This window comes from Flavobacterium sp. DSR3-2, from assembly GCF_049896525.1.
Lineage (GTDB): Bacteria > Bacteroidota > Bacteroidia > Flavobacteriales > Flavobacteriaceae > Flavobacterium.
Map to the genome: position 1 here is coordinate 14,724 of NZ_JAFCUM010000007.1, position 13,072 is coordinate 27,795.

The following is a 13,072-nucleotide window of genomic DNA, read 5'->3' on the forward strand; positions in this document are numbered from 1 at the left end:
GCAGAAAAACTGATTTTTTTAAGATCAGGTTTAATTTGTTAAAAACAACAATAAATAATCACAGATAAAATGAAACAAAAAATTATACTAACCTTATTCTTGTTACTACTATTTGGTGTTGGTGTCACTTATTCAAAAACTTCGAGTACAAGTATTGTCGAAGAAAATATTGCAAAAAAAGATAAAATCAATTTAAACCTAAAAGACGCTTCTGTAAAACAAATCTTTACTCTTATAGAACAGCAAATAAACAGTAAGTTTATTTATATGTCAGACCAAAAATTTCTTCAAAAGAAAATTTCCATCACTATAAATAATTAAGATTTAAATCAAGTATTAACGGTTTTAAAAACAAAGGTGGGTCTTGATTTTAAGATTACTAAGAATGGCGTTCTAGTAAAAGAACTGATTGGGATTACTCCAAAAAGCATTCTAAAAAGCATTCCAAAAAAGAATCAGGAAAACCGAAAAATCACTGGTGTGGTTTTAGATGAATCTAATTTGCCTATTCCTGGAGCTTCTGTTTTTGTAGCGGGAACTACGATCGCTACAATCACTGATTTTGACGGGAAATTTACGATTAATGTTCCTGCAAATACAACGATTTTATCGGTTAGTTATGTAGGATTTGAGACTAAGGAAATCAATATTGAAAACCAGACAGAAATAAAAGTCATGCTTTTTGAATCGGCTTCTCAATTAGACGAAGTTGTAGTAGTGGGTTATGGAACACAGCGTAAAACTGACCTAACTGGTGCGGTTGGCAGTATTAAGAGTCGTGATTTAATGCAGAGACCTGCTATTAATGTGGAGCAATCTCTGGCTGGAAAAATAGCAGGCGTAAACGTTTCAACCAATTCAGGACGTCCGGGTGGTAGAACCTCAATTTCGATCCGTGGTTTCAGTTCTATTAATGCTACGAATGATCCATTATATATGGTTGATGGTATAGTATGGACAGACGGTATTAGCAACCTAAACCCAAATGATGTGGAATCTATAGACGTACTGAAAGATGCTTCATCAACAGCCATTTATGGTATAAGAGGTTCCAATGGTGTTATCATTGTTACTACCAAGAGGGGAACTAAGAATAGCAGCCAAATTAGATATGACACCTATTTCTCTGTAAACGAACTACCAGCTTCAAGAAACCTTGATGTACTTAATTCCAAAGAATGGCTTTCCCTTGAAGAAGAAGTATATAAAAATGCGAGTAAGTTTGATAAAGCAGGTTATGAATCAGGAAAATACATTGATCCTGTTGAAAAAAGAAAAGCCTATCTAGTGGGTAATACTTTAGGAAACCGAGAGCTTTTTACCCTAGATTCAAATGGAATACCACAACCTATATATGATGTTGATTGGAGCAAACAGGTATTCAGGACTTCTTATAGCCAAAACCATAACTTAGCCTTTAGTGGTGGGAATGCTAGAACCAACTATGGCTTCTATTTGGGATATGCTGATGATAATGGTATTATTAAAGAAAGTTTTCAGAAAAAATATAATGTAAGAGCAGTAATTGACCAGCAAATGAAAGACTGGCTAAAAGTAGGCGTTACCTTAAGTTATGTAAGAAAAAATGAGGGTGGAGTAGAAGATAGTAATGGTTCTTATAATGTGATCCGTAATGTTGTGGAGATGGTTCCTTTTATTCCTTATAAGTATGCAGATGGAACTTATGGCTATGGAGGCGACTATGCAGGTCTTGAAAAATTAAATAACCCTTTGTCTGAGGTTTACGAAAATAATATTCTTTTCAATTCTAACGCATTTAATGGAAGCAGCTATGCTAATTTTAAAATTTTTAAAGGACTTGAATTTACTTCTACATTCGGTTCAAATATTTCCAATGAAATTAACACGAACTTCTCCAGTTCCAAACTACAAGGCGGAACAAGGAAAAATACTGCGAGAATTTCAAGTAATGAATCAAGATTTTGGCAGTTATCCAACAGGTTTAATTATAGCAGAAAATTTAATAATAAGCATACAATTAATGCATTATTAGGTACTGAAAAACAAAGATTTAATGTATTGAGTTGGACCGCCGCTACCACTTTAATGCCAGATGATTACTATTCCTTTTTTAATCTAGGTGCAGGCGCGACCCCTTTGGCTCCATCCTCATCCACTAACTCCTACCAGATGGAATCATATTTTGGCCGTGTCAATTACAATTTAAAGGATAAATACTTATTGACGTTGACTGGAAGATTTGATGGTTCTTCCAGGTTTGGAAAAAATAATCAATTTGCCTTTTTTCCATCTGCAGCAGCTGCTTGGCGCTTATCTGAAGAAGATTTCCTGAAAAATAATCCGACTATATCAAATTTAAAAATAAGAACTAGTTATGGAATAACTGGAAATTCTGAAATTGGTTCCTACCGCTCTTTAGCTAATTTAAGTACTAATACTTATATTTTTGGCGATACTAGGGCATCGGGATCTGCTATTGGCAGGTTAGCAAATGCAGACCTACAATGGGAAAAAACAGCCCAATATGATGCAGGCCTTGAATTGGGTTTATTTAATGACCGCGTTAACATAGTTGCAGATGTTTATTATAAAAAAACAAGTGATTTATTACTTGATGCCCCAATTCCGGCATCAAGCGGATACAGCACGGTTACAAAAAATATAGGAAATATGGAAAATAAAGGACTTGATTTAACGATCAACACCAGTAATATTCAAAGAAAGAATTTTTCATGGTCAACCTCCTTTAATATCTCTTTTTTGAAGAATAAAATTACAGCGTTAGGTGCAAATAATGAAGATATAACTTATGGATTTAAAGAAGGTCAAATACTTAGAGTAGGTCAATCTGTAGGATCAATATTCGGTTATGTGCGTGATGGTATTTATAGTACAGATGAAACAGAGCAAGCTATAGCTTATGGTAAACTTCCTGGTGATGTTAAAATAAGGGATTTCAATCAGGATGGAATAATTAATGCAAAGAATCGTGTAATTATTGGTAAGGGAATTCCTGATTTTTATGGCACTTTTGCCAATACCTTTACCTATAAAGGATTTGATTTAATTATTGAACTGCAGTATTCAAAAGGGAATGACATCTTTAACAATACGAGAAACTCAAGTGAAGGAAGGTTTGGCATTGCAAACAATTACTCAACAGTGCTAGAGTCATGGAGTCCAAATAATCAGGGTTCCGAACTAGAACAGGTAAGGCCAACAGGCTACAGTTATCTTATGGATACTCGTAAACTTTCCGATGGATCATTAATTCGTGGAAAAAATATTTCTTTAGGTTATACATTGGCTCCTTCATTAACTAAAAAACTAGGATTAAGTACTTTAAGAGTTTATGCTTCAGCTCAGAACTTCTTTTTAATAACGAAATATTTTGGGTATGATCCTGAACTGAATAACTATAACACAGCATTCTCACAAGGGATAACTTATTCAAATTATCCAAAACCAAAAACCTATATGTATGGGTTATCAATAAGTTTTTAATCATGTAAACTAAATCTTGATAAGCTTATTCAAGATTCATAACCTTTAAAAATAATTATATAATAATGAAAAAAATAGTAAAAAACTGGCCGGAACTGTTACTGCTCTTGATTTTTAGCACAGGCTGTAGTAATGATTTCCTTTCTGAAAACAATAAATCTGCAATTACTCAGGAAAATTATTTCACTACGGCTGCCCAAGCTCAGGCTGCTGTAGCAGGGATATACCCAATGTTGCAATCATTTACTAAGGAAATTGAATACAGAGGCGATGCGCCGTGGTCGTTATTAGAAATGCCTGTGGGACATATTGGATTAGGGGGCTCGCAATATAAAGAGGGATCAATAAAGCACACTAATTCTGCAAATGAGCCGGTTTATAATGTCATTTGGACAGATTTTTATAATGGGATAGCTAATGCAAATCTAGCAATAAAAAGGATCCCAGCTATTAATATGAATGAAGTTACAAAGAAAAGGCTTCTCGGCGAAGTATATTTTCTACGCGCTTTATATTATTCATATTTAGTGAAACTATATGGAGATATTTCGCTAATTACTGAGCCAATTAATTTTTCTAGTCCAGATCTTTATCCGGAAAGGTCATCCAAAGAAAAAATATATGAATTAATTATTAATGATTTAAAGGAAGCAGAAAAGTCAGGTTTACCTCAGGTTGATGAAACTGGAAGACCTTCTTTAGGTGCAGTAAAATCGCTGTTGTCAGGTATTTATTTAACAATGGCCGGTTACCCTCTAAATAAAGGTACGGAGTTTTACCAGTTAGCGGCAACAAAAGCAAAAGAGGTGCTGGACGGTAATTATTACAAATTGTTTGATAATTATGCCTATCTTCATGACAGAGCACATAAAAATAAACAAGAACTGATATTTCAGGTTCAGTATCTTGGAAGTGTAAAAATTAACAGGATAACAGAATTTATTTCGCCAAGCGGAATATCTAAATTAACTAGTGATCTTGGAACTGTTGTACCAATTAAAGAATTTGTGTCTTCTTATGAACTCAATGATAAACGTACGCAAGAAAGACAGTTTTACTTTACAGAAAGTTTTGCCAAGGGTAGTCCAACCAAGATTATTAAATTTACTCCTTCTTTGTATAAATTTTGGTTAGAAGAGGCTGCTGGACAAAATGGAGACGGAAATTCTGACCAGAACTGGACACTTTTACGTTTACCTGAAGTAATGCTGATTTACGCGGAAGCTTTAAACGAGGTTAAAGGACCGTCTGATGCTTACACTCAAATCAATATGATCAGGAAAAGGGCTAATCTCGCTCCACTTTTGGGCTTAACAAAAAACGAATTTCGGGAAGCAGTTTGGAGAGAGCGTTATCATGAGCTTGCTTTCGAGAATAAAGCTTATTTTGACATTCAGCGAACACACAAGGTCTATAATCTTAATACAGGACGTTTTGAAGATGCGTTTTCTTACATTAATGAAAGTGGAGCACGATTTAATGAACAGTATATGTTATGGCCTGTGCCGCAGAGTGAAATTGACACTAACCCAAAGCTTTTACCTCAAAATAGTGGTTGGTAAAACAAATTAATTTTAATCAAATGAAGTATTTTAATCAAACAAAACCATTGATTGCGTTCTTATTTATGTTAATTACCTGTATGGGTTGCGTAACCGGGAATCAGGTTAAGAAACCGTTTTTTTTCATTCAGATGACTGACCCTCAGTTTGGGTTCTTTAATTCAAATAAGGAATTTGTAAAAGAAACTGAGAATTTTGAGAAAGCAATTGCAGTGGCAAATCATCTGCATCCTGCATTTGTAATTATTACGGGTGATTTAATTAACCGGCCTGGCGACACTTTACAACTTGCCGAATATAAGCGGATTGTGGCTATGCTTGATCCATCCATTTCCATATACCATGTTGCTGGCAACCACGATATCGGCAATGATCCTCATAAGAAAGATATAGTAGCCTATCGTAAACAGTTTGGGCCGGATTATTACACAATTAAGTATAAAGGAATGTTGGGCATAGTTCTTAATTCTTTGTATTACAAAAGCCCTGCAGGAGTTTTAAAAGAGGCTAATGGGCAGGACAAGTGGTTGCATCACGTACTTCAAAAAGGAAAAAAGGAAAAATCACAGCCTATATTAGTGTTTCAACATCATTCTTGGTTTTTAAATGAACCAGAAGAAAAAGATGATTATTTTAATATCGATAAGAAAATCCGGGACAAATACCTGCCTTTATTTAGTGGTGCTGGAGTTAGCCATATATTCGCCGGACATTACCACCGAAATGCTTTTGGAAAATGCGGTCTAATGGAAATGGTAACTACTGGGCCTGTGGGGCGTCCTCTGGGAAAAGACCCCTCGGGATTCCGGATCGTAAAAGTAGATGGAAATCAAGTTAGCCATAACTACTATGATTTGGATTCTGTATTGGATACCATAAGTTTACCAAAATAAACAGACTACAGCCCATTATTTCAAAATTAGTTTATTGGGAAATAATGGGTTTGTTAGTTAAAATGAGCTTCTATCATTATTAATATATATATAATATTTTGTAATGTCTACTAAATTTTTACCTTACCGATAATAGCGTTTTCATCTGTTTACAATGAAAGTACAGTAACATGTAATAAAAGATATAATTGGCGTATCACTAACTATTGTTCCCTATTAATGTAAAACTATATTCGGTTTGTATTGCATTAAGAACAGTATTTAAAATTATGGATTCTTATTCAGTTTCCCAAAATAATATGCAGTGAAATATGAGAGCAAAGAAAGTAATGATAGCAAAAATAGCGTATTAGATGTTTGGACACCATCTTTTTCTGGTTCAATAAATAGTCTAAAATCCTGAAAATTACCAAAGATTCCTTATTGAGCGTCAAGTATTTGAATAAAGCGTTAGGCTATAAACGCTCTTGGGAAAAAGATTTCGCTGATTTGTCCCTGAAAGATATCGATAAAATGCCTGCGCGCGGCATGTATCAAGGCACTGTTTGGCAGTATCGCTGGTTTGTTCCTTTTGATGTGTCAGGTCTCAAAAAATTAACAGGCGGAGAAGTTTCTTTTTTAAAGCAATTGGACCTGTTTTTTGCCGAGGACAATTACAACCATGCGAATCAGCCTGATTTACAAGTTCCGGGACTGTATAATTCGAGTTCTCAACCTTGGAAATCACAAAAACTGTTTCGCAATATCATGTTGGATACGGTCGTTCAGGCTTATTTTAATGAGAATAGTAAAGGCGTTGATTCCTACATTGGAAGGATTTATAAGAATGAACCCCAGGCTTATGTACGAACTATGGATGATGATGCCGGTACGATGTCGTCCTGGTTTGTTATGCGAAGTATAGGGTTGTCTCCGGCAAATATTGGAAGCCCAATTTACTATTTGACTGCTCCAATTTTTGAGAGCGTAAAATTAAATTGGGAAAACGGAAAATCATTTCATATCAAAGTTAGTAATTACAATAAAGATCACTTTTATATTCAATCGGTTCGTTTAAATGGTCAGGCATTATTTAGGAATTGGTTGACGCAGGAAGAGATCACTAATGGCGGAACTCTAATTATCGAAACAGGAGCATTACCTAACAAAAATTGGGGAATTGAAGATCAGTGGATTTCAAAAATGGGATTATTAACTGATTAATTAAAAAAGTATTATGTAATATTTTGTTACTATCAACCCATTGGGTGTAATTAAATTCTTTGTGTTTTAAAATTATTAATTAGTTTATCAAAAATAAATTTATCAATGAATTGTACCAAAGTTAACGCTTTTATTTTAGCCAAAATTCTTGTTTTAAGACCTTTAAAAGATTGCGCATAATTTCATCTAATCATAAATTGGTCGCACAATTGAGAAAATAAAGTTTCAATCCTTTTTCTTGATTTTCTATCGATATTTGGTTGTTTTTTATATCCTTTTTGATTTTTTCTCAATGATGTTTCCAATTTGATATTTGCACTTTCAAACAAGTCTAATTGTTGTGCTGCAGACAAATAACCTCTGTCCCCAAGTGGCACACAATTAGATAATTGATATTTTAAATCTTTTAACAAATGTACATCGTGAACAATTGCTTTTGTAATATCTATTGATTGAAAAACTCCTGAAATACTACAAACTCCATGAAGTTTATAACCATAAAACCAAGTATTTTGTGATGCACAAAAACCTTTGTTAGGCGCAGTGTGAATGTCATCTTTACATATTTTTATTCTGTTATGTCTAGCCATTTTACAAATCTCAAGTGTCATACTGGATACTGTAAAATAGTTTTCAAATTAAATAAATTTTGAGTACAAATGTTGTCTGAGTTTTTCAGTAAAATGGAATAACTTTTTTCTCCTTTTATTGTATTGACTTCGCTTCATTAAATTAGGAATTTCTCCTTTTTGTAATTGATTAAAAAATGAATTTTCACCATCAATAGACATATATTCAGAAGTTAAGCTCAATGCAACTATTTCTAGATCAGACATTTTAAGTCTTCTTCCAGCTCGAATTTCTATATTTTAAACAATATTAAAAGAAGTAATAACTTCTAAAACTCTAAAATAATTTTTTACTATATTTGACATAGGTATTGGGTTGTTTGTCGACATCAAGATACTAAAATTCAGCGACTTGACCAATATCTAATCACTTTATTTTACTTCAAAATAATTGCACCCAACTGGTGAATCAACAATTACAGCAAGGCAAAAAGATAATATTTAGTTTAAATTTCTCATGGAGATATTACTTTTGTGTGTTTTTAGGTAAAACCCACAATAAAGCAATAAAATTTCACAGTACCTTGTTTTAATTAATTGAATCTAATACCCATTTCTATCTTCACTTTGGTAAAGACCATGTTTAAGCATAAAGCGTTTGAGCGCACGATTGTATGCTGTCAATAGTTTTTTGATTTCTACACATTCTACTACTGGTGCCATTAATTGCGTAGCACAAATTTCAAATGATACACTACGAATTTCTCGTGAAAAATTTTGTCTTTGTAAACTTATATTCTTGCAAGCGAAATGAGAAGCTACTCGTTTTTTAATATTAACCGCTTTTCCAACATAAATAACTGTTTTCACTGTATTATAAAAATAATAAACACCCGATCTTTTGGGCAATTTAAGAAAATCATCCGGTGGTAGATTAGGAGATAAAAGCTGATCTTGTGCTGTTTTTTTAATCATTTGATCAATGTGACACACTTAATCGCATACTAGTAATTTAGAAAACAACAAAAAGGCTGCATCTGCATCAACTGCAGCACGATGCGTATTCTTTCGCGATATATCCAAGCTTTGTCATAATAATACTAGGCGTCCTCATAATTAAAAAGTTGTTTAGATGAAATCCCCAACTGATTAAACGCCGATGCTTGATAAAGTAAATTCCCTTATGGGTAAGGCAAGGCTTCGATTAGATTTTTTTCGCTCCCTACATAATCCCCAAAAACCTCTTGAATAACAGCCATTTGAACTAAATTATAGACAATTATTAGACTATCGTTTTCTAACTCAGATAAAATTTTGGAACGGTTATAAAAATAAAAAGCACTATCCAACTTTTGATTTGCATAATTTGTCATTCCTAAGTCTAAACTTTCTCGCCTGAATGCTATTTTCTGTTGTGGTATCTTCAGTCGGTAATGAGGCTTTAGTCTTTGAAGTTTCTTGACAAATAAAAAATAAAAAGTAGTAAAGAAACAAAAAACGGGAGACGCAAAACAATAGTAACTTTTTCTGAAAGTACTACTTTATAAGTCCTATTCCGAAATTTAATTATGAACAATAAATTTGGCGGAGGCATTATTATATTAAAATTATCCTCGCCTACAGAATTATTTTTTAATTTTAAAACAAATAAATCAGCAATCCGTTAACAACTATTTATTAGTAAATATTAACAATGAATTTTATTCTGCAGTAATTTTACAAAATGAAATTATAAAGTCGGCAAATAAGTAATCTGCATAAATCATACTAAGTTTTAGAATAAACGTTATTTGTTTTTATCCTTTAAAATATGTTATAAATTAGGGTTTTGTATTTCAAAAAAATAATTGTTCGTATTAAATCATCTCAATAAACTAAATTTCATGGATTCTGACACCTTTATTTTCTGCCTTGAAGCAGTTCCTGATGTAGACACAAATAAGACAACTGAAGTGGTCAAAAACTTAGAGCAACTAGCTTTTGAACGAGGTATTACAAGCATTTACAAAACATGTGATTCTATTGAAGGATTAGAAGAAAGTTTAAATTCTCTGCTTTATGAAGACCATAATTTTACCAATTATGAAATCATTTACTTCGTAGTGAAAGGCGAAGGAAATACTATTTGCCTGAATGAATATTATTATAGCTTAGAAGAAATAGCCGAACTTTTTGAAGGAAAAATGAAAGGAAAAATTCTGCATTTTGCAAACGCAAAAGTATTGGACTTAAGCCCAGATGAGGCTCAATATTTTTTAGATGTTACAGGAGCACGCGCAGTTTCCGGTTATGGGGCTTCCCACCAAAACATAACCAGCAGTTCCCTTGATAAACTTTTCTTTAGCTTGTTTGAAGAACAAGATGACATCATAGAAATTGTAGAAGAATTACATCAAAAAAACTATGCTCTTTGCAAACTTCTCGATTTTAGATTGTATTATTAGCAGAACTAGTATCATTTTTTATTGAGATGTACGCTTATTATAATGTATTAATATAAAACTTTTTGAGCAGTCATAACTCTGTTTAAAAGCAGGTCAAAGATGTTTTCCTTGTAAATTATCCTATCAATACGGTCACTAAACTCGTCTACATACTTCTGAAAATGCACTTTTTGAACTTAAGAAAAAGTACTTGTAAACCAAGATTTCACACGATAAATTATAGTGTTTAATTCTTTTGAAGATTTGCCTTTGTCACTTTTTATCTGTTTCAAATCAAACTCTTTTTTTAACGGATTTTATCCAGTCTATTTGTCTGTTTTCATTGATGCAGATTTGCAAATGTGTTTATTAAATATTTTGCCCAATTATTTACACGAATAATCTTTAATCTGGTCAAAATATACTCTTTTGATTCCGCCAGAATCATTGGTTTTAACGGAGATTATTAATTTCTTTTTTTTTGAATCATCGCTCCTTCCTTATTTGAGCCCTTCTCGCCAACCAAGAATCTTGTTTATTATCTAACATCAATTTACTCATCACAGATCTTTAAACAATCCGCGAGCAATGACTATTTTCATAATTTCATTTGTTCCGGCATAAATGCGTGCCACACGGTTATCAGCATACATACGAGCAATTGGATAGTCCCACATATAGCCATAACCACCATACAATTGCAAACATTCATCGACGACCTTCCCGCACATGTCGGTTGCCGAATATTTAATCATCGAAGCACTTTCTGTTGTCAATTTATGATCTACTAATAATTCGATACATCGATCTAAAAAAGCCTGATGTATTTGCAGTTGGGTGGCACATTCCGCAAGTTTAAATTGGGTGTTTTGAAATCCGGAAATAGGGCTCTCAAAAGCGGTTCGTTGTTTGGTATAGCTAATAGTATTTTCGATAGCACCTTCAGCTGTAGCAACCGCCGTAATCCCAACAGTAAGTCGCTCTCGAGCCAGTTCCCGCATCATAATTTTGAAACCTGCTTTTTCATCTCCCAGCCTGTTCTTCTTCGGAACTTTGACATTATCAAAAAACAGCGCGGACGTATCTTGTGATTTCATTCCAATCTTTTTGAAGGGAACTCCTTTATGAAAGCCTTCCATTGTTGATTCTAAAATAAGTAACGTAACACCCTCCTCATCCGAATTATGATTGGTTTTGACAGCCACGACAGCCATATCACACATAAATCCATTGGTGATAAATGTTTTTTGACCATTTACCAAGTAGTGATCTCCTTTATCTTCTGCCGTTGTTCGAAGGGCTTTCAAATCACTTCCGCAACTAGGTTCCGTCATTCCTATTGCAGTAATAATTTCTCCTTTGGCCATCAATGGCAAATATTTTTGTTTTTGTGACTCGGTTCCATAATATAATAAATAAGGCGCTACAATGTCGGAGTGCAATGAAAATCCAGGACCGGTTATTCCTTTTTTGGCAAACGCTTCAATTAACAAAGCATTAAATGTAAAATCCAATCCTCCTCCCCCATATTCTTCAGGCATATCCATACACAACAATCCTAATTCCCCCGCTCGTTTCCATATTTCACGGGATACCATTCCATTTTTCTCCCATTCATCTAAATGATCTATAATATCATTCGAAATGAATTCTTGAATCATCTCATGCATCATTTTATGCTCTTCGGAGGCATAAATTTTTCGTTCCATTACTATATTTTGTAACATTTTAATACAGTTTTTAGTTTATAAAATACTTGAACTGATGCTGATATTGGAAAAATTAAAAAAAGTAATTCCCAATTTGCAACTTGAAAAAGATTTCGCTATCTAAAGTTACATAAATTTTGGATTCAAAAACCTTTAAGTAAACTAATCATAAGTTACTGAATCACAATCGAATTAAAAAAGCTGCTGGACTTCTCTGAAATACCAACACCTTTTCAATCACGGTGGTCAAAAAGCTGACACCAAACAAAATCTAAATACTAAAAACTTTTTGCTACTTTTGTACCATGTTTTCAATATTCAAATCAAAATCTGTACTGAAAGACTTAATTCCGAATCATCATATTGACATCCATTCCCACTTGTTACCCGGAATTGATGATGGCGCCAGAATATTTGGAGATACGCTCCGACTGACAAAAGCACTGCAGGGATTCGGTATTTCCGAATTTATCACCACACCACACATAATACAACATGTTTGGGACAATACTCACGAACAAATTCTCGCCAAGAGAGCAAGCACATTGGCTGAATTGGAAAAAAATGCAATAACAGTTCCCTTCAAAGCAGCGGCCGAGTATTTGATGGATGATCAATTTGTGCGTCTTTTTCAATCGGGTAATTTATTGACCCTAAAAGACAAATATGTGCTGGTGGAAATGTCGTACATCAATGCACCAATCCAATTATACTCGATACTTTTCGATTTGCAGGTAGCCGGATACATACCGGTATTGGCACATCCTGAACGCTACCTTTTCTACCACAATAACTTTAATGAATACGTAAAATTAAAAAGAGCAGGTTGTCTGTTCCAACTCAACCTATTATCCACCGTGGGGTATTATGGCGGTGCTATTACTAAAATAGCAGAAGAATTGTTGCAAAAAGGGATGTACACTTATGTAGGAACAGATGTGCATCATGACAACCACATCGCTGCCTTTGATCAAAAAGTAGCCATCAAAGACATAACTCCGTTGAAAGAAGCGATAGCGAACAATCAGTTTTTTAAATTTGGATAAACTAAAGTACATCTATTGATTCTAAAAGTAAGGATGACGTTTTTCAAACCAAAATCGGCTACCATTGTAAATCGGTTTAAAACTTGGATCAAAACGAAAAGAAAACTTTTTTATAAAACGGACGATAACCGCATGAATTACTAAATTTAAAACTATTTTTTAAAGACCTTTTTAAAAACAG

General features: G+C 33.6%; 10 protein-coding genes and 1 pseudogene. 7 read left to right on the forward strand and 4 right to left on the reverse strand.

All coding sequences use genetic code 11. The features are described from left to right. The first annotated feature begins 69 nt into the window (after window positions 1–69). The 5 genes from ACP7AV_RS09780 (at window position 70) to ACP7AV_RS09800 (ending at window position 7,144) form a co-directional block, all read left to right on the forward strand. Window positions 70–321: a hypothetical protein gene (locus ACP7AV_RS09780; RefSeq protein WP_426091803.1), complete on the forward strand. Its 252-nt coding sequence runs from the start codon at window positions 70–72 to the stop codon at window positions 319–321. Window positions 322–357: 36 nt separating this feature from the next. Beyond that, window positions 358–3,486 carry a SusC/RagA family TonB-linked outer membrane protein gene (locus ACP7AV_RS09785; protein WP_426091804.1) on the forward strand — a complete coding sequence of 1,043 codons (3,129 nt, stop codon included), beginning with the start codon at window positions 358–360 and terminating at the stop codon, window positions 3,484–3,486. A 65-nt stretch (window positions 3,487–3,551) separates the two neighbouring features. Continuing rightward, the gene (locus tag ACP7AV_RS09790; RefSeq protein ID WP_426091805.1) at window positions 3,552–5,048 is read left to right on the forward strand and encodes a RagB/SusD family nutrient uptake outer membrane protein; all 1,497 of its coding nucleotides are present in this window, start codon (window positions 3,552–3,554) and stop codon (window positions 5,046–5,048) included. Window positions 5,049–5,068: 20 nt separating this feature from the next. Continuing rightward, complete coding sequence (locus ACP7AV_RS09795) at window positions 5,069–5,941, forward strand: metallophosphoesterase (protein WP_426091806.1); 873 nt, start codon at window positions 5,069–5,071, stop codon at window positions 5,939–5,941. A 423-nt stretch (window positions 5,942–6,364) separates the two neighbouring features. Further along, window positions 6,365–7,144: a glycoside hydrolase domain-containing protein gene (locus ACP7AV_RS09800; protein WP_426091807.1), complete on the forward strand. Its 780-nt coding sequence runs from the start codon at window positions 6,365–6,367 to the stop codon at window positions 7,142–7,144. A 50-nt stretch (window positions 7,145–7,194) separates the two neighbouring features. Here ACP7AV_RS09800 and ACP7AV_RS09805 read toward each other — a convergent pair. From ACP7AV_RS09805 to ACP7AV_RS09815, 3 genes and pseudogenes are all read right to left on the reverse strand, one after another. After that, window positions 7,195–8,079, reverse strand: a pseudogene (locus ACP7AV_RS09805) (IS982 family transposase). Between the two features lie 237 nt (window positions 8,080–8,316). Beyond that, window positions 8,317–8,688, reverse strand: a complete 372-nt coding sequence (locus tag ACP7AV_RS09810; protein WP_426091808.1) for a nucleotide excision repair endonuclease — start codon at window positions 8,686–8,688, stop codon at window positions 8,317–8,319. 206 nt (window positions 8,689–8,894) lie between these two features. Further along, window positions 8,895–9,086: a hypothetical protein gene (locus ACP7AV_RS09815; RefSeq protein ID WP_426091809.1), complete on the reverse strand. Its 192-nt coding sequence runs from the start codon at window positions 9,084–9,086 to the stop codon at window positions 8,895–8,897. Between the two features lie 510 nt (window positions 9,087–9,596). Between ACP7AV_RS09815 and ACP7AV_RS09820 the strand changes: the two genes are divergently transcribed. Further along, complete coding sequence (locus ACP7AV_RS09820) at window positions 9,597–10,157, forward strand: DUF6642 family protein (RefSeq protein ID WP_426091810.1); 561 nt, start codon at window positions 9,597–9,599, stop codon at window positions 10,155–10,157. Window positions 10,158–10,696: 539 nt separating this feature from the next. On the opposite strand, the gene ACP7AV_RS09825 is transcribed toward ACP7AV_RS09820, so the two are convergent. After that, window positions 10,697–11,863 carry an acyl-CoA dehydrogenase family protein gene (locus tag ACP7AV_RS09825; RefSeq protein ID WP_426091811.1) on the reverse strand — a complete coding sequence of 389 codons (1,167 nt, stop codon included), beginning with the start codon at window positions 11,861–11,863 and terminating at the stop codon, window positions 10,697–10,699. A gap of 287 nt (window positions 11,864–12,150) precedes the next feature. On the opposite strand from ACP7AV_RS09825, the gene ACP7AV_RS09830 reads away from it, so the two are divergent. Then, window positions 12,151–12,891 (forward strand): tyrosine-protein phosphatase, encoded by a 741-nt coding sequence (locus ACP7AV_RS09830; RefSeq protein ID WP_426091812.1) that lies wholly within the window; start codon window positions 12,151–12,153, stop codon window positions 12,889–12,891. The last annotated feature ends 181 nt before the right edge of the window (window positions 12,892–13,072 follow it).